The sequence below is a fragment of the Pseudoduganella sp. GW821-FHT12E03 genome (assembly GCF_058807115.1).
Genome location: NZ_JBXAQJ010000002.1, coordinates 256,514 through 280,287 on the forward strand (window position 1 = coordinate 256,514; position 23,774 = coordinate 280,287).

Annotated in this window: 18 protein-coding genes; 12 read left to right on the forward strand and 6 right to left on the reverse strand. The window is 65.3% G+C overall.

What is annotated here, in order from left to right:
* Positions 1-42: 42 nt before the first annotated feature.
* From AC1RRC_RS04880 to AC1RRC_RS04895, 4 genes are all read left to right on the forward strand, one after another.
* Positions 43-1,359 (forward strand): immunoglobulin-like domain-containing protein, encoded by a 1,317-nt coding sequence (locus AC1RRC_RS04880; RefSeq protein WP_493054138.1) that lies wholly within the window; start codon positions 43-45, stop codon positions 1,357-1,359.
* 194 nt (positions 1,360-1,553) lie between these two features.
* A complete protein-coding gene (locus AC1RRC_RS04885) occupies positions 1,554-3,836 on the forward strand; it encodes a polysaccharide lyase family protein (RefSeq protein ID WP_493054139.1) in 2,283 nt (760 codons plus the stop codon).
* 72 nt (positions 3,837-3,908) lie between these two features.
* Positions 3,909-4,457, forward strand: a complete 549-nt coding sequence (locus tag AC1RRC_RS04890; RefSeq protein WP_493054140.1) for a PEP-CTERM sorting domain-containing protein — start codon at positions 3,909-3,911, stop codon at positions 4,455-4,457.
* Between the two features lie 87 nt (positions 4,458-4,544).
* Positions 4,545-5,969, forward strand: a complete 1,425-nt coding sequence (locus tag AC1RRC_RS04895) for a glycoside hydrolase family 88/105 protein (RefSeq protein WP_493054141.1) — start codon at positions 4,545-4,547, stop codon at positions 5,967-5,969.
* 157 nt (positions 5,970-6,126) lie between these two features.
* Here AC1RRC_RS04895 and AC1RRC_RS04900 read toward each other — a convergent pair whose 3' ends face one another.
* A complete protein-coding gene (locus tag AC1RRC_RS04900) occupies positions 6,127-6,918 on the reverse strand; it encodes an AraC family transcriptional regulator (protein WP_493054142.1) in 792 nt (263 codons plus the stop codon).
* A gap of 100 nt (positions 6,919-7,018) precedes the next feature.
* Between AC1RRC_RS04900 and AC1RRC_RS04905 the strand changes: the two genes are divergently transcribed.
* Positions 7,019-8,257: an MFS transporter gene (locus AC1RRC_RS04905; protein WP_493054143.1), complete on the forward strand. Its 1,239-nt coding sequence runs from the start codon at positions 7,019-7,021 to the stop codon at positions 8,255-8,257.
* Here the strand turns inward: AC1RRC_RS04905 and pcaCD are convergent.
* Genes pcaCD through pcaH form a run of 4 tightly spaced genes read right to left on the reverse strand, consistent with a single transcriptional unit; the run spans position 8,241 to position 12,131 of the window.
* Entirely contained in the window at positions 8,241-9,503 is a 1,263-nt protein-coding gene (gene pcaCD, locus AC1RRC_RS04910; protein ID WP_493054144.1) for a bifunctional 4-carboxymuconolactone decarboxylase/3-oxoadipate enol-lactonase PcaCD, read from the reverse strand. The genes AC1RRC_RS04905 and pcaCD overlap by 17 nt on opposite strands.
* Positions 9,500-10,891 (reverse strand): 3-carboxy-cis,cis-muconate cycloisomerase, encoded by a 1,392-nt coding sequence (pcaB, locus tag AC1RRC_RS04915; RefSeq protein ID WP_493054145.1) that lies wholly within the window; start codon positions 10,889-10,891, stop codon positions 9,500-9,502. The genes pcaCD and pcaB overlap by 4 nt, the downstream gene beginning before the upstream one ends.
* 11 nt (positions 10,892-10,902) lie before the next feature.
* Positions 10,903-11,424, reverse strand: a complete 522-nt coding sequence (locus AC1RRC_RS04920) for a peptidase associated/transthyretin-like domain-containing protein (protein ID WP_493054146.1) — start codon at positions 11,422-11,424, stop codon at positions 10,903-10,905.
* Between the two features lie 14 nt (positions 11,425-11,438).
* Entirely contained in the window at positions 11,439-12,131 is a 693-nt protein-coding gene (gene pcaH / locus AC1RRC_RS04925; RefSeq protein ID WP_493054147.1) for a protocatechuate 3,4-dioxygenase subunit beta, read from the reverse strand.
* 146 nt (positions 12,132-12,277) lie between these two features.
* Here pcaH and AC1RRC_RS04930 point away from each other — a divergent pair, with 146 nt between their 5' ends.
* The 3 genes from AC1RRC_RS04930 (at position 12,278) to AC1RRC_RS04940 (ending at position 16,186) form a co-directional block, all read left to right on the forward strand.
* Complete coding sequence (locus AC1RRC_RS04930) at positions 12,278-13,057, forward strand: IclR family transcriptional regulator domain-containing protein (protein ID WP_493054148.1); 780 nt, start codon at positions 12,278-12,280, stop codon at positions 13,055-13,057.
* A gap of 91 nt (positions 13,058-13,148) precedes the next feature.
* A complete protein-coding gene (locus tag AC1RRC_RS04935) occupies positions 13,149-14,303 on the forward strand; it encodes an acyl-CoA dehydrogenase family protein (RefSeq protein WP_493054149.1) in 1,155 nt (384 codons plus the stop codon).
* A 185-nt stretch (positions 14,304-14,488) separates the two neighbouring features.
* Entirely contained in the window at positions 14,489-16,186 is a 1,698-nt protein-coding gene (locus AC1RRC_RS04940) for a methyl-accepting chemotaxis protein (protein ID WP_493054150.1), read from the forward strand.
* Positions 16,187-16,265: 79 nt separating this feature from the next.
* Here the strand turns inward: AC1RRC_RS04940 and AC1RRC_RS04945 are convergent, their stop codons facing one another.
* Positions 16,266-16,784 (reverse strand): Lrp/AsnC family transcriptional regulator, encoded by a 519-nt coding sequence (locus AC1RRC_RS04945; RefSeq protein WP_493054151.1) that lies wholly within the window; start codon positions 16,782-16,784, stop codon positions 16,266-16,268.
* Between the two features lie 170 nt (positions 16,785-16,954).
* Here AC1RRC_RS04945 and AC1RRC_RS04950 point away from each other — a divergent pair, with 170 nt between their 5' ends.
* The 4 genes from AC1RRC_RS04950 to AC1RRC_RS04965 all read left to right on the forward strand — a co-directional run bounded on the left by AC1RRC_RS04950 (position 16,955) and on the right by AC1RRC_RS04965 (position 23,693).
* Entirely contained in the window at positions 16,955-17,425 is a 471-nt protein-coding gene (locus AC1RRC_RS04950) for a cache domain-containing protein (protein ID WP_493054152.1), read from the forward strand.
* Positions 17,426-17,546: 121 nt separating this feature from the next.
* Positions 17,547-20,066 carry a TonB-dependent receptor gene (locus tag AC1RRC_RS04955; protein WP_493054153.1) on the forward strand — a complete coding sequence of 840 codons (2,520 nt, stop codon included), beginning with the start codon at positions 17,547-17,549 and terminating at the stop codon, positions 20,064-20,066.
* 96 nt (positions 20,067-20,162) lie between these two features.
* Complete coding sequence (locus AC1RRC_RS04960) at positions 20,163-23,051, forward strand: PAS domain-containing sensor histidine kinase (RefSeq protein WP_493054154.1); 2,889 nt, start codon at positions 20,163-20,165, stop codon at positions 23,049-23,051.
* A 12-nt stretch (positions 23,052-23,063) separates the two neighbouring features.
* Positions 23,064-23,693, forward strand: a complete 630-nt coding sequence (locus tag AC1RRC_RS04965) for a response regulator (protein ID WP_493054155.1) — start codon at positions 23,064-23,066, stop codon at positions 23,691-23,693.
* The last annotated feature ends 81 nt before the right edge of the window (positions 23,694-23,774 follow it).

The following is a 23,774-nucleotide window of genomic DNA, read 5'->3' on the forward strand; positions in this document are numbered from 1 at the left end:
CCCGTTGTTCCATCTTGTAACTATTCAGGAAGGACAAGAAACATGAACAGGAAGGAAGCAGCCATGATCGCCAGGCGGGCCGGCATGGGGAGGATGGTGCTGGCGGTCGCGCTGTGCTGGTTGCCGCTCATGCCGGGGGCGGCGGCGACGCCGGCCCAGGACAGGGACGCGGTGCGGCGAGCCGCGGCGGAATTGGTGGTCGTGAACGCAGACGCGGCGTATGGCAACCTGGCCTTGCCCGCGACGGCGGGCGGCGCGAGTGTGACCTGGACGTCCAGCGATGCCACGCTGGTGAGCGCGACGGGCGTGGTGGTCCGGCCTCGGCACCGCGACGCCACGGCCAGGTTGCGCGCCACGCTGCGCAAGGGCGGGGCGAGCGCCGTGCGGGACATTCCGGTCCGTGTGGTCAAGGCAACCACCAGGGGCGCGGACGAGGCTTACCTGTTCGTGCATTTCACCTTTTCGGACGAGAAGATCTATTTCAGCACCTCGAACGGCAACAACGCGCTGGACTGGCGTGAACTCAACAATGGAAAGCCCGTTTTCAGTTCAGCCATCGGCATGACGGGGCTGCGCGATCCGTACATCGTGCGCTCGCCCGAGGGCGACACGTTTTACCTGATGGCCACGGACCTCAAGTGGTTCAGCGGTCCCAAAGGTCCGGACCGCAAGCGGTATATCCAGGTCTGGGAGTCGCATGACCTGGTGCACTGGTCGGCGCAGCGCGACGTGCTGGTGTCGCCGCCGAATGCGCGCAATACCTATGCGCCGGAGGCGGCATGGGATGCGTCGATTGGCGCCTACGTGGTGTTCTGGACGTCGAAACTGGACGACAGCGAAGAGTTCACGCCGATGTACGCGACCACCCGGGACTTTGTGACGTTCAGCGAAGCGCAAGTCTGGCAAGCGGGCGAATGGCGCATCGATTCCACCGTGGCCAAGGTGGGAGAGTGGTACCACCGCTTCACCAAGTCGATCGACAAGGCGCATGGCCATTGCCATGACATCGTGCACGAACGCTCAAAGCACCTGCGTGCGCCGCGCGGCCAGTGGGAGACGGTCGGCGCGTGCATTGGCGCGGGGGCGGGCGTCCCGGAAACCGAGGCGCCGCTGACGTTCAAGGCGAATCCGGGCGATGTCCACGGCGACTACCACTACCTGTGGATAGAGCGCTGGGTACCGGACAAGCGCTATGTGGCGCTGCGCACGCGCAGCCTCGATCAGCCGCAGTGGGAAGTGGTGCCCGTGAAATTCCCCAACCCGCTGCCCAAGCACGGCGCAATCCTGCCGATCACGGCCGCCGAAGCGAAGGCGCTGGCCGCCGCCTATCCCACGACGGAGGCGGCGGCCCCGCAGTGACTTCACCGATGGCGGCGCTTTGCGGCGCGCAATCCGGCCGCACCGCCGCCATCTGATCAACTTGTTGCGCATTGCGCCGGCCGGCAGGGCCACTTCATAGGAATGTGCGAGGGCGCGCGTCGACATCATTGCAGGGTATCCGTCCTGCGCATGATTGTTCATACCACGCAAGCAAACCAAGATCCAGGAGACCTATGAAAATCAAAGACGTAATCCTCGCCACCACGTGCGCGCTGGTGGCCAGCACGTGTTTCGCCAACGTGCCGGGCGGCGGCGACGGCACCGGGCCGAATGTGACGTACCAGGACCTGGGCACGACCATCGTGCTCGACAATGGCATCGTGGCGATCACCATCAACAAGGCGGATGCATCCATCCGCAAGTTCATCTACCAGGGCACCAACCTGTTCGAAGGCGGGCATGGCGGGGGCGGCAATTTCTGGAGCTGGAACACGCCGAGCTTCGGCGGGCCGTCCGGCACCACCGCGACCGTGACCGTCAATCCGCAGTCCAACAATGGCGAGTATGCGGAGGTGAAGATCCGCAGTCCGTGGTCGGGCAACACGGCGCAGGGCGCCATGGACGTGGAAATCTTCTACAGCCTGAAACGCGGCGCGCAGGGCTATTATGTGACGGCCATGCTGGACCATCCCGCCTCGTATCCGCGCACCCCGGTCGGCGAGTGGCGCTCGAATATTTACGTCAATCCGACTTTCGACTGGCTCAGCGTCGATGAACTGCGGCAGCGCAAGATGCCGACCGTGGCCGACATGTCGGCGGCGGTGGCCGTGCCGGGCGCGCCGGTGGAAGTCACCCGGCTCACCACGGGCATCCATGCCGGCGAGTTCGAATGCAAGTATTCGTACAGCGCCGACCTGGGCGACTTGAACGTGTGGGGCTGGAGCAGCACCGCCAAGCGGGTCGGCATCTGGATGACGGTCCCCAGCCATGAGTATTACAACGGCGGGCCGATGAAGCGCGAGTTGACCGTGCACATGAACCCGGTGCTGCTGAACATGTTCAACGGCACGCACTACAGCCAGGGCACGCAATTGATCATGGAGGCGGGCGTCCCGTTCAAGAAGACGTTCGGCCCATACCTGGTCTACGCCAACAGTTACCAGGGGGCCGCGGCCGACTCCACCGCCCAGGTGACCGAGGCGCTGTGGCGTGACGCCCAGGCGCAGGCACTGGCCGAGCGCGCGGTCTGGCCGTACGCCTGGTTCAGCCACCCCAACTATGTGCAGGCGGCGGGGCGCGGCGAAATCACCGGCAATTTCCAGGTGAACGACCCCGCCAACCCAGGGGCCACGGCGGGCGGGGTGTGGATCGGCCTGGTGCCCGACGATGGCGGCGTCGACTTCCAGTTGCAGGGCAGGACGTACCAATTCTGGGTCAAGACCGACGCGAACGGCCAGTTCCGCATTCCCAATGTCTTGCCCGGCACCTACAACCTGACGGCGTTTGGCGGCAGGAATATCGGCACCTTCAAGCAAGCCAATGTCGAGGTGCTGGCCGGCCAGTCGCGCTATTTGGGCAACGTGCAGTGGACACCGGCCCGGGTCGCCGGCACGCTGTGGGAAATCGGCGTCCCCACCCGCAATTCCGAAGAGTTCCGCAACGGCGATTTCAACTATTCGCAGTGGGCCACCTACGCGCAATCCCTGGCCAACGCCGCCCTCGGCCAGACCTACACGGTCGGCGCCAGCGACTGGCGCACCGACTGGAATTACGCGCAATTCGGCCAGGCGCCGTGGAACGTGGATTTCTCGCTGTCGTACCAGCCCGCCGCCGACGCGGTGGCATCGCTGTACCTGGCCTTTGCTTCCGCCGCCACGACCTTGCAGGTCAAGGTCAATGGCACCCAGGTGCTCAGCAACAGCGCCCAGCTGCTCGACCATGCGCCGGTCCGGCTGGGCAACCATGGCCCGTTCGCGGAAAGGCGCGTGGCGATTCCCGTCAACTTGCTCAAGCAGGGCAAGAACACCATCACGTTCACCCAGGTCGGCGGCAACAGCCCGACCGGTACCACCCAGTACGACTACCTGCGCTTCGAGGCTTCCGGCATGCGGCTGTCTTCTCTGCAGGATGCCGATGCGAATGGCGTCATCCAGGCGGAGGCAGCCAATGTGGGCGGGGGCACGGCGGTCAAGGCCGACCGCACCGGCTACCGCGGCGCCGGATTCCTGACCTTCCCCGCAAGCGGCGGCAGTGCGCAGATCAACGGCATCAACGGCGGCACCGGAGGGACGAAAACCATCACTATCCGCTATGCCAACGGTAATCCGACGCCGCGCGCCGGCGTACTGAAAGTGAATGGCGTGGCGCAGCCGATTGTCTTTAACATCACGGGCGGCTGGGGTACCTGGAAAACGATGACAGCCAATGTTGCCCTGGCCAGCGGCCGGGACAACACCTTGCGCTTTGAATCCACCGGCCAGTCCTTGGCCAATATCGATGAAGTGACCGTGCAATAACGACTGCGTCGCCGGCCCCCACGCGTGCGGCCGGCGCACGTTGCTGGTCCATCCAATAAGGAAGACAAAAAAATGAACAAGAAAATGCTGTTGTTATATGCCCTGCTGGGCTGGTGCCTGCAAGCCGGCGCGGCGCCGATCGGTTGGTACAGCTTGAATGAAACCTGGCGTGATGGCGCCTTCTCCGGCCGTTTCTATTACGACCGTGCTGTACCTGGGGCCATCACGCAAATCACCGGTACCCTGACCGATGCCGCGCAGACCACCGCGATCAATACGGTATGGGCAGGAGAGAAGCCGGAGGGGGCGTCCTGGGTGTTCGTGAACAATGCGCTGCCGGGTGATCCCGATTCCTACGACGCGGGTTTTTACCTGAATTTGCTGGACCTGGGCACGTCGCTGACGCTTGATATTGTGGCCGATCTGGAGACCGGTAACCGGCTCTACGACTGGTCGAGCGATTTTTCCTTCTTCAGCCCGGAACAATTGAACGGCTCTCCGCTGTTGTCGTTCCAGATTGCCCCCGTTGCCGAAGTGCCTGAACCGGGCACCGCCAGCCTGGTGCTGGTCGGCCTGCTTGGTAGCCTGTATTGGCGCCGCCGTAGGCCGTCCGCCCTTTAGGTTGCTGAAGGCGGCGCCACGCGGGATGGTGGCGCCGCGTTTCACCCGTATTACCAATGTTCAAACCAAACGAAGGAGATGCACTTGATGAATGCCTTGAAGCTGCGCCGTTGCCTGACCGGGATGCTGGTCGCGGGGGTGTTCCCGCTGACGCTGCCGGTGTCGGCGCAGGACGCGCCGGTGGCGCAGGAAAAAGGACCGGCGGCAGCCGATGCCTTGCTGCACACCTTGCAGGTGGCGTATCCGACACCTTACCGCACGATGGAGGCGGCGGAAGTGAAGGCGGTGCTGGACCGCGTGTTTGGCTACCTCGACCGGACCACGCCCGCTGAGCTGATCAACAAGACCAGCGGCGCCCCGGTCACGGATCTGACCAAACCCGATCCCGACGCCGTGTTCAAGCCGGGCGACTTCCGCATCACCAGCTACGAGTGGGGTATCACTTACATGGGCATGCTGGCCGTGGGCGCCGCCACCGGCGACCAGCGCTACACCGATTACACGCTGACGCGCCATCAGTTGCTGTCGCGGCTGACCGAAACCTACCATCCCGCCGTCCAGGCGGATCCGAAGCATGCGCTGGCGCCGCACAAGAGTTTCCTGAATCCCCACGCGCTCGATGACGCGGGCGCGCTGTGCCACAGTTTCATGAAGGCCAAGCTGGCCGGATCGATGGTTGACTATGCCCGGATGATCGGCATTTGCGGCAATTTCGTCGCGAAGAAGGAGTACCGCCTAAAGGACGGCACTCTGGCGCGTGGTGGTCCGGATGGACAGGGTGGCGTGAAAATGCGGCCGCTGGCCGATACACTGTGGCTGGACGATATGTTCATGGGCGTGCCGACCATCGCTTACCTGGGCGCGGTCACGGGTGAACGCCAGCATTTCGACGACGCGGCCAGGCAAGTCCTGCAATTCTCCAGGCGGATGTTCAATCCCCGCTTGGGCATTTATATGCACGGTTACGTGGAGGGGGCGCGCGACCACCCCGAATTGCACTGGGCACGCGCCAATGGCTGGGCCGTGATGTCCATGGTCGAGATCCTGGAAGTGCTGCCGAAAAATCACAAGCTGTACAACGCGGTGCTGGCGCAGTTGCGCTCCCACATCAAGGGCCTGGCCGCGTACCAGAGCCGCGACGGTTTTTGGCACCAGTTGCTGGACCGCCCGGACACGTATCAGGAAACGTCCGCCACTGCGATCTACACCTACGCCATCGCGCGCGCCGTCAACCGGGGCTATGTGGATGCGCCGATGTACGGCCCGATGGTCAACCTGGCGTGGAACGCGGTTGCCAGCAAGGTGACCGCCGAAGGCCAGATCGAAGGCATTTGCGTCGGCACCGGCATGGCGTTTGATTCCGCGTTTTACGCTTACCGCCCGACCAGCGTGAAGGCGGCCCATGGCTACGGCCCGGCGCTGCTGGCCGGCGCGGAGATCATTGAGATGAATAAAAAATTCAGGTTTGGCCTGAACGACAGCGGCTTGATATACCAGGGCGCGCGCCGCTAAGCGGGGTCCAGTTGGCCGCCGTGCGCGGCGTTAGCGGGACGCGGACGGCAGGATATGCATTTCCGCGATCAGCTTGCCGCGCCGGTAATCGGTCACCGTGTCCACATCGAACCGTTCAGCAACATGCACCGCTGCCTTCGGTATGAATGGCTCCGCATCACGCAAAGAACCCGCTCGGCGTCTGCCCAAACTGCCGCTTGAACATGGTGGCAAAAGCGCTCGGGCTGTCGTAGCCCAATTCCAGCGCCACATCGACCACCTTGTGTCCCTGCGCCAGCCGTTCCAGTGCGCCCAGCAAGCGGGTTTGCTGGCGCCATTGGCCGAACGTCATGCCGGTTTCCTTTGAAAACAGGCGCTGGATGGTTTTCACGTCGATCGCCAGGCGCCCGGCCCAGTCGCGCAAGGTGTCGGGGCTGTCCGGCTGTTCCCGCAAGGTGTCGCAAATGGCCCGCAGGCGCGGGTCGCGCGGTTGCGGCAAGTGCAGCGGCAAAGTCGGCAGCGCTTCCAGTTCATCCACCAGCAGGGCCATCAAGCGGCCATCGCGCGAATCGCGCTGGTAGGGTTGCGGCACCTGCATCGCCGCCACGATCAGTTCGCGCAACAGCGGCGTGACCGCCACGGCGCGTGGCTGGCCGAATGCCGGTACCGGCAACGCCAGGGGGGCCGCCGCTTGCGGATGGATATAGACGCTGCGCATCAAGGTCGTGCCGATGCAGCGGATCCAGTGATCGACGCCGGCCGGCATCCAGATCGCCCGGTTGGGCGGCACGATCCACTGGCCATGGCTGGAATGCACGCACAGCACCCCTTGCACCGCATAGACCAGCTGGTGCTTGTTGTGGCGGTGGCGTTCAATGAAGGTATTGGCCGGATAATCGTTGGGCTTGCAACTGACATCGGTGGTGGCTCGGTCAATCGCGTCCAGGTATTGCCGGGTCGGGGTGTGCACTGAATGTCCTTTTTGCGAGGTGTTGCGCCATTTTTGCGTGAGAAGGGCGCCGCTATTATGCCTAAGATGGGCACAAGTTCAAGCCATCGACAGGAACACCATGCCTCTATCCGCTACCGCCAGCGCCGCCCCATCCAGTTCAAAACCGGCCGCACAGCCCGCCGCGCACGGCATCCTGGCCGCCGTCAGCACCTCGCACTTCATCAACGACATGATGCAATCGCTGATCCTGGCGCTGTATCCACTGTTGAAAGGGGAGTTTGCCCTCAGCTTTGTCCAGATCGGCATGATCACCCTGACGTACCAGTTGACGGCGTCGCTGATCCAGCCCTTGATCGGTTGGTACACCGACCGCCGTCCGCAACCCTATTCGCTGCCGTTCGGCATGCTGGCCACGTTGTGCGGGCTGCTGTTGCTGGCTTGGTCGCCTGGCTACACGGCGGTGCTGTTCGCGGCGGCGCTGATCGGGCTGGGCTCCGCGACTTTTCACCCTGAATCGTCGCGCATTGCGCGGCTGGCTTCCGGGGGCCGCCACGGGCTGGCGCAATCGCTGTTCCAGGTTGGCGGCAATTTGGGCAGCGCGCTGGGTCCCTTGCTGGCCGCCGCCGTGATTGTCCCTTTGGGCAAAGGCAGCGTGGCGTGGTTTTCGCTGGCGGCGTTGGCCGGCATGGCGTTGCTGCTGCAAGTGGGACGCTGGTATGCGCAGCATCACGTGGCACCGGTGGCGCCCGGCAAGGCCAATCCGCCGGTTGTTGGACCTTACCCTCGCCCGGTGGTCAAGCGTGCGCTGGCCGTGCTGCTGGTGCTGGTGTTTTCCAAGTATTTTTATATCGCCGGCATCAGCAGCTTCTACACGTTTTACCTGATGCACAAATTCGGCCTCGGCGTGCAAGACGCCCAGTTGCAATTGTTTTATTTTCTGGCGGCGTCCGCGCTGGGGACGATCGTTGGCGGGCCGGTGGGCGACCGCATCGGCCGCAAGCCGGTGATCTGGATGTCCGTGCTGGGCGTGGCGCCGTTTGCGCTGGCGCTGCCCTATGCGGACCTGTTCTGGACCACGGTGCTGGCGGTGACGATCGGCCTGGTGCTGTCGTCGGCGTTTTCCGCGATCCTGGTGTATGCACAGGAACTGGTGCCGGGCCGGATCGGCATGATTTCCGGTCTGTTCTTCGGCTTTGCCTTCGGCATGGGCGGATTGGGCGCGGCGGTGCTGGGGATGCTTGCCGACCGCGCCGGTATCGACGCCGTGTATCGCGGCATTGCCTGCCTGCCGCTGCTGGGCGTGGTGGCGGCGTTGCTGCCGGCGCGCGCCGCCCCGGGGATTACACCTCGGCGATGAATTGCTTGACGGCCCGCGCAAACGCGGCCGGCTGCTCGATCGCCGCCAGGTGCGACGCATCGGCCAGCACCACCAGTTCCGCGCCAGGTATGGCTGCCGCCATGGCCTGCGACATGGCTGGTGGCGTGCCCTGGTCCAGTTCCCCGGCGATCACCAGCGTGGGAATCGCCAGTTGCGGCAGGCGCGCCGTGGTGTCGACACCACCCACCGCCGCGCAGCAGCCGACGTAACCCTCGGTGCCGGTGGTGACGAGGCGCAGGCGGAAGCGGGCGACTGTCGCGGCGGAGGTGGCGCGGAAGTCGTCGTGGAAGTAGCGGCCCATGACGGCGTCGGCAATGGCTTGCGTGCCGCCCGATTGCACGGTGGCGATGCGCTGTTGCCACATGGCGCGCGCCTCGTCCGGATAGCCGGAAGTGGAATTGGCGATCACCAGCGCTTTGACCAATGCAGGGTGGCGCAGCGCCAGTTCTTGCCCCACCATGCCGCCCATCGACAGGCCGACCCAGACCACCGGCCCCGTGCCCAGTTCTGCCAGCAGGCGCGCCGCGTCGTCGGCCAGGCCGGCCATCGAATAGGGACCTGCCGGCGCGGCGGAACCGCCGTGGCCGCGGTGGTCATAGGCGATCACGCGGCAATCGGCTGCCAGCACCTGCGCCAAACCATCCCACATCGACAAATCGCAGCCCAGCGCATGGCTTAGCACCACGGTGTGGCGGTGGGCGCCGCCGCTGCGCGGTTCGCGCACCGTGTAATGCAGCGCGGGGGCGGACTCGGTGCGGCCTTCGCGGCCCACGCCGGGATGCGGCACGCCGGATGGCGCCAGCGGTTCCAGCTGGTAGCCGATTTGCGGACCGATTTCGCGCAGGATGTGCTGGGCATGGGTAAAGGCCGTGTTGGCGGCGGGGACGCCGGCGTAAATCGCCGACTGCATCAGCACTTCCTTCAATTCGTCGACCGACAGGCGGTGCTCGTCCGGCGCCAGCAGCGCGGCGCGCACGTGCAATTCGAATTCTTCCCAGCGGCCCAGTGCAATGGTAATCGACAGCACGATGGCGCGGCGGGTCTGGTAGTGCAAGCCCGGACGGCCCCAGATGTCATGCCATGCGAAGCGCGTGATCAGGTTCTGGAAATCGGCATTGAAGGTGGTGGCGGCGGCGCTGGAGCGGTCGACCCAGGCGTCGCCCAGGACGGCGCGGCGGTTGGCCATGCCGCGTTCGTAGTCATGTTGGTAGGGATCGTAAGTCATGTGCTCTCTCTTTGTGATGATTGCGCCGACGCCAGGGCGCGCCGCAACAGCGGCAATTGTTCCCGCGCCAGCCGGCGCGCCGCTTCGGACGCGTACACCGGATCAAACCGCACGCCCAGCTGGCCCGCATCGATACCGGCCAGCGCCGGATCGTCTTGCAGCGCTTCCAGCGCCAGGTCGCGCACATGGCGGCCGGTTTGCACTGCCTGCCGCGACAATTGTTCCAGCAGCGCATGGGCGGCGGGACGGCCGATGGCGGACGCCATCAACGCCGATGCCGCTTCCGCAAACACGAGACCCTGCTGCGCATCGATATTGCGCAGCATGCGCGCGCGGTCCACCTGCAAGCCGGCAAAGGCATCGTTGAGCGCTTGCAGCGCGCCATGCGCGCCGAGGAACAGTTGCGGCCACGCGGCCAGTTCCGCCTGCCAATTGCCCAGGCCCCGTTCATGCTGCTGGCCCATGGTGGACAGCAAGGTCGCTGCGATATGGGGCGCGCGGGCGCTGGCCGCCAGCGCGATCATGGCGGAAACGGGATTGCGTTTATGCGGCATGGCGGACGAGCCGCCACGGCCCGCGCCGGACGGTTCCGCCAGTTCGCCCACTTCGCCCTGCGCCATCAGCGACAGGTCGGTCGCCACCTTGCCCAGGCTGCCCGTCAATACCGCCACTTCCATGCCGAGCCGCACCCATTCGTCGCGCTGGGTATGCCAGTTGCCCTCCGGGACGCGCAAGTTCAGAGCATGGGCCATGCGCTGCGCCACGGCCGGTCCCTGTTCGCCCATGACGGACAGGGTGCCGACCGCGCCGCCCAGCTGCAATTGCAGCGCGCGTGACGCCGCGCCGCGCAGCCGCGCGCGGGCCCGCACCAGCGGCGCCGCCCAGCCGGCCAGCTTGAAGCCGAACGACGTGACTTGCGCCGGTTGCATCAGGGTGCGCGCCAGCACCGGCGTGTCGAGGTGTTGCGAGGCCAGTTCCAGCAAGTGTGCGCACAGCGATTCGAGCGCGCTGTCGATCAATTGCAGGGCATCGCGCGTGGCCAGCACCATGGCGGTGTCGAGCACGTCCTGGCTGGTGCCGCCCCAATGCACGTGCGCGGCGGATTCCTTGTCATACAGCGCCACGGTCCGGGTCAGTTCCTTCACCAGCGGGATCGCCAGGCTGCCGGCCCGCTGTCCCGCCACGATCAGCGCGGGGATGTCATACAGGGGCGCGCTGCAGACCGAGCCGATGGCGCGCGCCGCGCTGTCGGGGATCACGCCCTCGGCCGCCTGGGCCGCGGCCAGCGCGGCTTCGAACCGGAACATGCCCTGCACGATGGCTTCATCGCTGAAGACCGCCTGCATGTCCGTGGTGGTGAGAAAACTGTCGAAGATCGATCCGCTCACGGCGCCTCCCGTTATTTATAGTCGAAGAAGACGGTTTCCCGGCCGCCCTGCAGGTGGATGTCCCAGGTGTAGGAACCATCGGGCTGCGCGGCGGCCAGCAGGGTGGCGCGCCGTGGCGGCGGCACCTGGTCGAGGATCGCGGAATCGCGCAATCCCGCGTCGTCGCCGAGGAACACGGCGGTGAACTGGTGTTTCACCAGGCCGCGCGCGAACACGGTGATGTAGGCGGCCGGCTCGCCCGGCGTGGGCTGCGCGGGGCGTGAGATGCGGAACGCGAATTCGCCCGCTTCACCGGTGGGCTGGCGGCGGAAGCCGGGAATGGTTTGCTGCGGTTCGTGCGGCGCGCGGTCCGGCAGCCAGGCTTCGATCTGCGCATCGGTGACGGGCACGCCGTCGCCGTCATAGAGCACGCCGCGCACGGTCACGACGGCGGCGCTGGTTTGCAGCGGGACGTCCTGGGTGGCGGTCACGGCCCACTGCCACGCCTCGTGCGAGAACGGACCGATGGTTTGCGAGGTGGTGATGTTGCTCATGGCGATACTCCTTGTCAGATGCCCATCGGCGTGGCGTGGCGTCCGCGCAGGACGATGTCGAATTCGTAGCCGAGCATTTCATCGCCGACCGTGTGTTCCAGTGAAAAGCGGGAAACCAGGCGCTGGCGCGCGGCTTCGTCCGGGATGCTCTGGAAAATCGGGTCATAGGCGAACAGCGGGTCGCTCGGGAAATACATTTGCGTCACCAGGCGCTGGGCATACACATTGCCGAACAATGAAAAGTGGATGTGGGCGGGGCGCCATGCCTTGTCGTGGTTGGCCCATGGATAGGGACCGGGCTTGATGGTGACAAAGCGGTAGCGGCCGTCGTCGTCCGTCAACATCTTGCCCCAGCCATTGAAGTTCGGGTCCAGCGGCGCGTTGTGCTGGTCTTTCTTGTGGCGGTAGCGGCCCGCCGCGTTGCATTGCCAGACTTCCAGCAGCGAATTGCGCACCGCTTTGCCATCTTCATCGACCACGCGGCCGGTGACGACGATTTTCTCGCCCAGCGGTTCGCCGGCGCCCTGCGCCGTCAAATCCATGTCGTGCGGCAGCAGCAACTGGCGCGTCGCCACGATGTTTCCCGTCACCGGGCGCGGCGCGTCGATGCGCAGCGGCGCCTGCAGCGGGCCGCGCTTGGCGGTGGATTTGTACGGGGGGTAGACCAGTTCCGGATAGACGCCCGGGGCAATCGCTTCGAAATTCACGCTCTCTCCTTTGTGCGCATAGCGCGCGTTTGTGGGTTCGATGGGGACCATCTTAGGCAGGGAGCGGTGGGCAAACAATTGGGTAAATGCGGGGTGTATGCGATATTCGCCCATTTTGTGCGACAATCGCCCTTTTCATGGAATTTATGGCTGCCGACGACGATTTTTCCGCCCCCCATCCGCGCGATTTGATCGCCGGCCTGGAAAAGGGGCTGCAAGTGATCGAAGCGTTCGACCAGGAACGCTCGCGCCTGACCATCGCCGAGGTGGCCGAGCGCACCGGCCTGACGCGGGCCGCCGCGCGCCGCTACCTGATCACGCTGACGTTCCTCGGTTATATGCGGCATGAAAATAAACAGTTTTCACTGACGCCGGCCGTGCTGCGGCTGGGCCAGTCGTACCTGCACTCGGCGCGCTTGCCCCGCATCGTGCAGCCGCTGCTGTACCGGCTCGCGTATTCGCTGGAGGAAGCCGCGTCGTGCGGGGTGCTCGACGACGACCAGCTGGTGTGCGTGGCGGCGGTCAGCGCGGGGCGGCTGGTGTCGAACACCTTGCAGCCGGGCACCCGGGTGCCGGCGTATTGCACGGCAAATGGCCGCATGTTGCTGGCCTGCCTGCCGCATGCGGCGGTGGAGCGTTTCCTGGAACGGGCCGAACTCGAACCCATCACGGCGCACACCATCGTCAACAAGGACCGGCTGGCGCTGGAAATCGCGCGGGCGCGGGAACAGGGCTATGCGCTGGTGGACCAGGAACTGGAGCTGGGCTTGCGCACCATCGCGGTCCCGCTGCGCAATTTCCGGGGCGACGTGGTAGCGGCCATGAATATCAGCGTGCATGCCGGGCGCATGACGGCGCAGCAAATCGTCGAGCGCTGTTTGCCCGCCATGATCAAGATCCAGGTGGAGCTGGGCGCGCTGCTGTGACCCCGGGGAGTGACGAATGGCTGGATGACAGGCGCCGCCAAAACTGATACTTTAAATATTCAAGCAAATGATTGATATTTAAGGAGCCGCCATGTACCCGGATTTGCCCCGTTCCGCCCGCCATACGCCGGAACATGAAACCTTCCGCGCCTCGGTGCGGCGCTTTGTCGACGCGGAACTGATGCCGCATGTCGATGCGTGGGAAGAAGCGGGGACATTTCCCCGCGCGCTATACCGGCGGGCGGGGGAGCTGGGCTTGCTGGGACTGGGGTATCCGGCACCGTACGGCGGCAGCGAGGCGGACTTGTTCCACCACCTGGCGCTGATTGAAGAACTGGCGCGCACCGGCTGCGGCGGCCTGATGGCGTCGCTGTTCAGCCATGCGATCGGCGCGCCGCCGATCCTGCACGGCGGCTCGGACGCGCTGAAAGCGCGGGTCTTGCCCGGCATCCTGTCCGGCGAGCTGGTCAGCGCGCTGGCCATTACCGAACCGTCCGGAGGCTCCGATGTCGCCAATCTGGCCACCCGGGCCGTGCGCGAGGGCGATCATTACATCGTCGACGGGACCAAGACCTTTATTACCTCCGGCATGCGCGCCGACGTCATCACGGTGGCGGTGCGCACCGGCGGCCCCGGCGCGGGCGGCGTCTCGCTGTTGCTGGTCGATGGCGGCACGCCCGGGCTGACGCGCTCGCCCTTGAAGAAAATGGGCTGGTGGTGTTCCGACACGGCGCAATTGCACTTCGATGGCTGCCGCGTCCCGGCCGGGCACTTGCTGGGCGAAGAAAACGCGGGCTTTAAACTCGTCATGCGCAACTTCAACCACGAACGGCTGATGCTGGCCATGCAAGCGTATGGCCTGGCGCGGGCGGCGCTCGATGAAGCGTCGGACTGGGCCCTGCAGCGGGCCACCTTCGGCCAGCCGCTGGTGCGGCACCAGGCGGTGCGCCACAAGCTGGTGGCGATGGCGACCCGGATTGAAGCGACGCGCGCATTGATCGAAGACCTGGCGCGGCGGCTGGAGGACGGCGAAGCGCCCATCGCGCAACTGTGCATGCTGAAAAACTTCGCGGCGCAAACCATGCAACTGTGCGCCGACCACGCCGTGCAAGTGCTGGGCGGCATGGGATTCATGCGGGGCACGAAAGCCGAGCGGATTTACCGCGATACCAAGGTCTACATGATCGGCGGCGGCGCCGAGGAAATCCTCAACGACCTGGCCGCGCGCCAGCTGGGCTGGCATTGAACCGGACCGTTATGGATGAGTGAGGCACATGCACCACGCTATTTTGCTTAAATATTCAGTCATCTTAATAATTTCAACATAAAAGTCACGTTGGAAGCTTGCGGTGGCTGTGGCATTCCGGGATACTTGCCGGTGGACAAAACCGGAAATTCCGGTTGATCTCGATCAACTTCCAACTGAAGACCATGACTATTACCAAGCGCTTGATTACGACTCTCTCAGTCGCGCTATTGGCCCTGATGTTTGTCGGCGCCAATGGACTGATTCAACTGAAGCGCTCGCAGCAGCGTTTTGAAACCGTGCAATCGCGCCTGCTGCCCAGCATTGCCGGCCTGAACGCCGCCAAGCACGCGCTGGCCGCCAGCCGCCTGGCGGGTTACCGCCTGTCGGTATTCTCGAACTTGCCGGACAAGACCGGGCTGGACAAAGCCTACAACGATGCCCACGGCAACTTCGACAAAGTCATTAACGAGTACGAAAAAGAGCGTATTTACGACGACACCGACCGCAAGATGGTGGAGTCGGACAAATCCACGATGGCGGCTTACCGCCAGGCGCTGGTGCCGTTCCTGGCCGCGTCGCACGCGGGCGACATGGACGCGATCCGCGCCACACTGCAGCCTGGCACGCCGCTGGCGGTCAGCGCCGCCGCGCTGCAAAAGTCGCTGGACGACCATATTGCGTATAACAACAAGCTGATCGACGAAGTGCGCGTGGAAGCCGAAGCCGCTTACAGCAGCGCACTGACGATGCTGAGCATCGTGATGGTGCTGGCGCTGATCGTCACCGCCGTGCTGGGCTACCACCTGTACCAGATCATCAGCAACAGCCTGGCCGCCATCAAGGGCACGATCGAAGAGGTCAGCCAGTCGCTGGACCTGACCCGCCAGGTGCAAGTGGAACGCATGGATGAAATCGGCCACACCGCCGTCGCCTTCAACAAGTTGTTGACCGATATCGGCGGCGCGATAGGCGCGGCCCGTTCGTCGGCCGAAGCGGTCAGCTCGGCGTCGCAGCAAATCGCGGCCGGCACCGGCGACCTGTCGCAGCGCACCTCGGCACAGGCCGCCGCGCTGGAACAGACCGCGTCGTCGATGGAAGAATTGACGTCCACCGTCAGCCAGAACTCGGACAATGCCCGCCAGGCCAACCAGCTGGCCCGCTCGGCATCGGAAGTGGCGATCCAGGGCGGCAGCGTGGTGGAGCAGGTGATCTTCACGATGGGGTCGATCAACGATTCGTCGCGCAAGATTGTCGACATCATTTCCGTGATCGATGGCATCGCGTTCCAGACCAACATCCTGGCGCTGAATGCCGCGGTGGAAGCGGCCCGTGCCGGCGAGCAGGGCCGTGGTTTCGCCGTGGTGGCGACCGAGGTGCGCAACCTGGCGCAGCGTTCGGCGGCGGCGGCCAAGGAAATCAAGGTCTTGATCAACGATTCGGTGGAAAAAGTCGGTTCCGGCACCAAGCTGGTCGAGCAGGCCGGCATGACCATGGAACAGGTCGTGGCCAGCATCCGCCAGGTGACCGACATCGTGGGCGAAATCAGCGCCGCGACCGACGAGCAAAACGCGGGCATCGCCCAGGTGCACCAGGCGGTGTCGCAAATGGACCAGACCACGCAGCAAAACGCCGCGCTGGTGGAAGAAACCGCTGCCGCGGCGCAAGGCATGCAAGACCAGGCCGCCAGCCTGGCCAGCGTGGTCAGCGCCTTCCGCATCGACAACGCGCACTATGCGGCCAAACCGGCCACATCGCGTGCCGCCAAGGCGCCGGTCACGGCGCTGACGGTGTCGCGTCCGGCCAAGCCGAAAGCCGCGCCGAAAGCCGCCGCAGCGAAGAAAACCGTGAATTCGCCGGATGGTGAGTGGGAAGAGTTCTAACCCCGCCGCGCCGTACCGGCGCATCACGCCAAGCAGCCCGCCCCGTGCGGGCTGTTTCGTTTTGGTGCCCGTCAGTCGATTACTGCGCGAAGTGCACGCGCATTTTCGGCTGGCGGGGTTGGGCGATGTGGTCCAGCGGCAGTTCCGTCACCTGCTTAACCTTCTTTAATGAGATATTGGTTTTCACGTTGGTGACGCCCGGGATGCGCAGCAGGCTGTGCATCATGAATTCGGAAAACGACGCAAGGTCGTGCGACACCGCCCGCAGCACATAGTCCGCTTCGCCCGTGACGGAAAAGCATTCCAGCACTTCCGGCAAGTCGCTGACCGCCTGTTCAAAACTCGCGCCCGACGACGTGTTATGCCGGTCCAGCGTCACATGGATGAACGCCAGCACCCCCAGTCCCACCACGGCAGGCTCGAGCATGGCCGCGTAATGGTCGATGACCCGCGCTTCTTCCAGGCGCTGGATGCGGCGGCTGACTTGCGACGTCGATAAATGGATGCGCTCGCCCAGCGCGGCGTTGGTGGCGCGGCCGTCGCGCTGCAGTTCGGCCAGCAGGGCCAGGTCATGGCGGTCGACGCTGATGGTGGACATGACGATTCCTTGGTAAGGGGTGCACGATTTATGCGGGATTGATAAAAACCATGCACATTATGGCCGAGATGGCGTGGCCGGGGTAAGGAAATCCTCACGGTGGAATCAGGCGCGGATGATAGCGGCATGCAAGCACCGTTGTTAAGGTAAAGACAGCATCCAAGGAGATCATGATGAAACACACTTTCACGATGGCTTGCCTGGCGCTGGCGGCCGCGGTCTATGCCCCCGCAGCCGCCGCCGCCGCACCGGCCTACGCCACGCCGGCCCAGGCGGAACAAATGGTGGCCAAGGCCGTCGCCGCACTGCGCAAGGATAGTGCGAAAACCCGGGACGCGATTACCGCCAAGGATCCGGCCTGGGTCCAGGGCGACCTGTATCCGGTGGTCTACAGCCTGACCGGCAAGGTACTGGCGCATGGCCAGAATCCGCGCATGGTGGGCAAGGAAGTGCTGGACTTGCGCGATGCCGACGGCAAGGCCTTTATCCGCGAACGCATGGACCTGGCCGCCACCAAAGCCAGCTTTTGGCAAGATTATGCGTTTGTCGATCCGGTTACGAAGTCGATCTTGCCCAAGCGCATGTATTGCGAACGGTCGGACGATACCGTGGTGTGCGCCGGCATTTATAAACGCCATTGATCACCCCGATAGCGCCATCTGTTGCGCGCCGTCCGCACCGGTATCGCGCAGCAGCGGCAATCATCTTGCCTGCACCCGGTTAGTCAGTAATCATGGGAAACTACTTGCCAGGGGATAAACCATGCCACTGCCAGACGCACTGCCGGACGCCATTCCAACCGTGATTGTGGTTGGCCAGCGGGCCAGCCTGGAGTCGGCGCGCCAGATCCGCCGGACAAGCCTGGGCGTGATCGACGCCGTCGTGGCCGACGATATCGACAAGTTGCCCGACTTCAGCGTCAACGATGCCTTGCAGCGCATCCCCGGGGTGCAGGTCGGGCGTGACCGTGGCGAAGGCACGGCGGTGGCGATTCGCGGCTTGTCGCAAATGGAAACCACCCTCAACGGCCGCGAAGTGTTCACCGCCGGCACCGGCCGCACCCTCGATTTTGCCGATGTGCCGGCGGAGCTGGTGGCGGCCATCTCGGTCCATAAAACCGCGTCCGCCAGCCAGCTGGAAGGCGGCGTCGGCGGCCTGGTGGATTTGCGCACGCGCCGCCCGTTTGATTTCAATGGCATGCAGCTGGCCGCCACCGTGCGCCATGTGCGCGGTGAGCTCGTTGCCGGCGGCGCGCCCCAGTATGCGCTGCTGGCCAGCGGCCGCTGGCCCGGCGCCTTCGGTGAATTCGGCGCATTGGTCAGCGTGGCCAGCCAGCGCCGCGCGTGGCGTGAAGACCAGAAAAGCAGCGCCGAACCGCGCTTGCGCGCCGACCTGGCGCCGGGGCAGTCCGTGCTGGCGCCCGCCGGCGGCACGGAAACGGCCAGCCTGGGCCGGCGCCAGCGCGACGCCATCAGCGCCGTGCTGCAATGGCGGCCGGCGCCGGGGGCGGAATTGTATGCCGAAGGCAGCTATGCGCAATTCAAGACCGTGCAGGATTCCTGGCAGGTCAATCTGTCCGCGCCCGCCACCTTCCTGGCCGGTAGCGTGGCGCTGTTTCCCGGCACGCGCGACGTGCAGCGCGTTACATGGACCGGGGCGCCGGTCTCGGTATTGAGCTTTGCGCGCGACACGGTGGACCGCAACCGCCAGCTGGCCGTGGGCGGCGCCTGGCGCACGGGTGACTGGCTGTGGCAGCTCGACGCGAGCCATACCGCCAGTTATAACAACCTGTTCTTTTCCGGCGCCACCCTGGCCGCCAGCGCGCCAACCTACAGCATAGACTACAGCGGCAAGGTGCCCGCCACGGCGGTCGATGGCCTGGCGCAGGGCGGCGCCGCCGCTTACCGCTTTGTGGGAGCGCCATACCGCACGCGCCCTTTCGACGGCGCCCTCAATGCGCTGCGTATCGATGCCACGCTGGCGCGCCCGGGCCAGTGGCTGCACACGGTGACCGGCGGCCTGCGGCTGGCGCGCCGTAGCGCCGGCAATGCGCCGGGCCTGATTTTCGCCGACGCCGCGCTCAGCCTGCCTTCGTCGGCCGCGCCATTGACGGCGGGGCCGGCCGGGGCGCTGTTCCCGGGTGAAGCGGGCGGCAGTGTGGCCGGCCTGCTGTATGCGGACCTGGGCCTGGCCCGCGATGCGCTGGCGCTGCGCCGCCAGCTGGGGGTGACGGCGGCGATTCCATCCCAGGCCAGTGCGCTGACCCTGTGGCGCATCGATGAGCGCAGCGCGGCGGCGTGGCTGATGGCGGATTTCAAGGCCGATGGCTGGCCGCTGGAGGGCAATGCGGGCTTGCGCGCGACGCGGGTGCGCGAAGCGGTGGACGGCAGCCGCAGCGTGCCGGGCGTGGGCGTGGCGCCGCTGGCCGTTGCCGGCAGTGCGCTGGACTGGCTGCCCAGCGCCAGCGTGCGCTACCGTCCGGCGCCAGACACGGTATGGCGCGCGGCGCTGTCAAAAACCATGACGCGTCCGAATTTCGACCAGTTGTCGCCGTCGCTGACCCTGGTGCCCAATGCCATCACGCCAACGGCCAACACCGGCAGCGCCGGCAACCCCGCGCTGCGCCCGGTGCGCGCGGATAATCTCGACCTGGCGGCCGAGCATTATGGCGGCGGCGGGGGCAGCGCCGGCCGCCTGCTGTTTGCCACCGTGTTTTTCAAGCAGGTGGACGGCTTTGTCACCAGTGTCAGCGCGCCTGAAGTGCATGACGGCGTGACCTACCAGGTGACGCGGCCGCAAAACGGCAACCGGGCCCGCATCAAAGGCGTGGAACTGGGCTACCAGCAATTCTTTGATTTCCTGCCCGGCGCCTGGCGCGGCCTGGGGGCGCAGGTGAACGCCACCTGGGTGGACAGCAGCACGGCCAGTCCCATCCTCGGCGCCAATGTGCCGCTGCAAAACCTGTCGCGCCGCAGCGCCAACGCGGTGCTGATGTACGAGCGCGGCGGCTGGTCCGCGCGCGCCGCCTATAACTGGCGCTCCACCTTCCTCAGCGGGGTGTCGAATATCGTCGGCGTCGGCGCGCTGCCGGTGTATACGCAGGGTTATGGCTGGCTCGACGCCGCGCTGCGCTATCAGGTCAACTCCAGCCTGACCCTGGCGCTGGAAGGCAATAACCTGGGCAATACCGTGCGCCGCAATTTCTATGGCGCGCAGCAACGGCACCAGGGCAGTTTCATGAACGACCGCCAGTTCGCCGTCAGCGCGGCGTTCCGCTATTAGGGGTCGAGTTGTGTTTTTTGAATTCAGGATTTCCTTATAGGCAGCCCCGGGAAATTCTGGCATGCTGGTCCAGGCAGTGACGACTATGGGGCGGGCATGAAGATCAACGTCAGTGGCCGGTGGCTCCGTGCCGGCGTGCTGGCCGTGCTGGCATGGCACGGGCAGTGCGGCGCCGGCGATATGCCGCTTGGCTTGTGGCGCGCCGAAGCGGCGCGCGTCCTGCTGCTGGCCGACAATGACGCGGTGCGCGCCGAAGAACAGGTGCGCAAACTGGCCGCCACGCTGCCGCCGGGCGCGCCGCCGGCCGATACGGTGCGCCTGCTGAACTTGCGCGCCCGCATCGCGTTGTACCGCGCCCATACCGACGCGACAGCCACCCTGGCGGACCAGGCCTATGCGCTGGCGCTGCGCCACGGCGACCTCGTCGGGCAAGCCGAAGCGGACCTGGTGGTCGCGCTCAATACCGTCAACCAAGGCAACTTCCAGCGCCTGATCATCGTCACCAACCGCGCCGTCAAGGCGCTCGACGGCATCGACCGGCCCGATTTGCTGAGCGAAGCCATGCTGCGGCTGGCGATGATGTACAACCGCTTCGGCAAGATCGATGAATCGGTCGACGCGTGCGTGCGCAGTATGGAAATGGCGCGCCGCAGCGGGCAGCCGCTAGCGATGGCGTACGCCCACCAATGCATGGCCATTTCGTATAACCAGAGCGACAACAACAAGGAGTCGCTGCAGCAATACCGGCAAATGCAGGTGCAGGCGCAAGCCGCCGGTTCGCGCTTGCTGGAAGCCCTGGCGGTGGCCGGCCAGGGCGGCGTGCTGTCGTCGCAGGGCGACACGGCGGCAGGCAGCGCGCTGGTGCGCCAAGCCACGGCGATGTACCGCGCCATCGGCTTGCCGTTTTACCTGACCGCCGGCCTGTTTGCCGAGGCCCACCAGGCGCGCATGGCGGGCGAACACGCGCGGGCGCTGGCGCTGCTCGATGAAGCGGTGGCAACCTACGAACGCCTGCCCAACAAGACCGGGCTGTGGTGGGCGCTGACCGCGCGCAGCACCAGCTATGTGGAATTGAAGCGCATGGCGGCCGCCGAAGCCGACCTGGCGCGCTCGCTATGGCTGGCGCGCGAGCTGGGCCTGGCGCTGTACCTGAGCGAAAGCGAGCGCCTGCTGGGCCAGCTCGATGCGCGCCGGGGCGATTACAAGCTGGCCTATGAACATGCGCAGGCGGCGGCGGAAATGACGGCGCAGGCCAACCGCCAGAAGATCAGCACGCGGGTGCTGGAATTGACGGAACGCTATGAACAGCAGGCGCGCCAGCGCGAAATCGCCGACCTGACCCGGCGCAATGAACAGCAGCAGGTGGAATTGCGCGAACGCGCCTTGCAGCAGCGCTGGTTGTGGACGGTGCTGGCGGCGATTGCGCTGGTGCTGGCGGTGCTGGCGTTCTTCCTGCTGCGGTTGCGCCGCTCGCACCGCTTGCTGGGGGATGCCAATGCACAGATCCGGGCGCTCAACAGCAGCCTGGAATTCAAGGTACAGCAGCGTACCGGCCAGTTGCGCCAGCAGACGCGCTACCTGCGCGTGCTGATCGACACCATGCCGTGGCAAGTGTGGTTCAAGGATACCGACAGCCGTTACCTGGCGGCCAACCTGGCCACGGCGCGGGAAATGGGATGCGATGCCGACGACATGCCGGGCAAATCCGATTTCGACGTTAGTCCGGCGGACGTGGCGCGCGCCGCGCGCGCCGATGACATGCTGGTCATGCATGCGCGCTGCCAGCAAACCGTGGAGGAAGTGCGCAGCGGCGCCGGCGGCATGCGCTGGGTGGAGGTGTTCAAGGCGCCGGTGCTGGACGATGACGGCACGCTGCTGGGCACGGTGGGGCTGGCGCGTGACATCAGCGCGCGCAAGGAAACCGAAGCGGCGCGTGACGCGGCGCTGCTGGAAGCGCAACGGCTGGCGCGTATCCGCAGCGAATTCGTGGCGCAAATGAGCCATGAATTGCGCACCCCGCTCAATGCCGTGCTGGGATTTGCCCACTTGCTGTGGCGCGATACGCGGCTCGACGCCGACCAGCGCTCCCACGCGGAAGCCATCCGCAACAGTGGCGAGCATTTGCTGGGACTGATCAACAACGTGCTCGATTCAGCCAAGCTGGAAGCGGGCAAAGTCGAACTGTATCCGCAACCGTTTGATTTGCGCACCGAGCTGCAAGCCATTGCCGGCATGGTGGGCATCCGCGCGGCGGAGAAAAACCTGGAATTCGTCTGCGACGTCGGGGCCGATGTGCCGGCCACCCTGGTGGCGGACAGCCAGCGCCTGCGCCAGGTGTTGCTGAACCTGTTGTCGAACGCGGTGAAATTCACCGATGCGGGGCGGGTCGGCCTGCGTGTGATGCACGGCGAAGCGGGACGGCTGCGCTTCGAAGTGGGTGACAGCGGCGTCGGCATCGCGCAGGGCCAGCTGGAATCCATCTTCCAGCCGTTCGAGCAGGCCGGGGAAGCGCAGCGGCGCCTTGGCGGCACCGGGCTGGGACTGGCGATCAGCCGCCAGTTTGTGCGGATGATGGGCAGCGAAATCCAGGTCGAAAGCCGCCCGGGCCAGGGCAGCGTGTTCTGGTTTGACTTGCCGCGGCAGGTGCTGCCGCAGCAGGCGCCGGAACCGTTGCCGGACCAGCAGCCGCAACTGCGCGCGCAGGAACCGGCGGCAGACATGGCGGCGCCGGCGATCCTGGCCCGGGACGACAGCATCGATGCGCAGCTGACGCCGCCGCCACCGGAAGAAATGGCGGTGCTGCAGCAACTGGCGCGGTTGGGCAATATGCGGGCGATCCAGGTCCGCGCCGAGCGGCTGGAACAGATGGATGCGCTGTACCAGCCATTTGCGCGGCAATTGCGGATATTGGCGCGGGGTTACCAGTCGAAGGCGCTGCGCCAGCTGGTCGAGCGCTATGCCGGCGCCGCCCGCGCGGAAGAATAAAGAGGACATGACATGATCAGGGTATTGATAGCGGATGACCATGCGATCGTGCGGGAAGGATTGCGCCAGCTGTTTGCGCTGTGTCCCGACCTGGCGGTGGCGGCCGAGGCGGTCAACGGCGGGCAGGTGCTGTCGCACTTGCGGGACGGCGAGGTGGACTTGCTGTTGCTGGATATGGCCATGTCGGGCATCAGCGGGGTCGATTTGATCAAGCGGGTGCGGTTGCACCACGGCGGCTTGCCGGTGCTGGTGCTGTCCATGCACAACGAAGTGCAGATTGCACGGCGCGCACTGGCGGCGGGGGCGAATGGCTACCTGACCAAGGATTGTGGCGCCGAGACGCTCACCACCGCGATCCGCAAGGTCGCTGGCGGCGGGCGCTATATCGATGCCCGCATCGTCGAGCGGATGGTGTTCGACAGCGATGATGAGCAGTCACCGCCGCATGAACAGCTGTCGTCGCGTGAACAGCGCATCCTGGGTTTGCTGGGGCAGGGCCGCACCGTCAATGAAATCGCGGCGGAACTGTCGATCAGCAACAAGACCGTCAGCACGCACAAGGCGCGCCTGATGCAGAAAATGAGCTTTGCCAATAACGCCGAACTGATGCGCTATGTGTTTACGCATGATGTGACCGGTTAGGTTCCCCGGCCTTGTCAGGATTTCCCGACAGCGCCGTCGCGCTGCCCTACCGAGGAATCAGTCCGGGATGATAGGTATCCG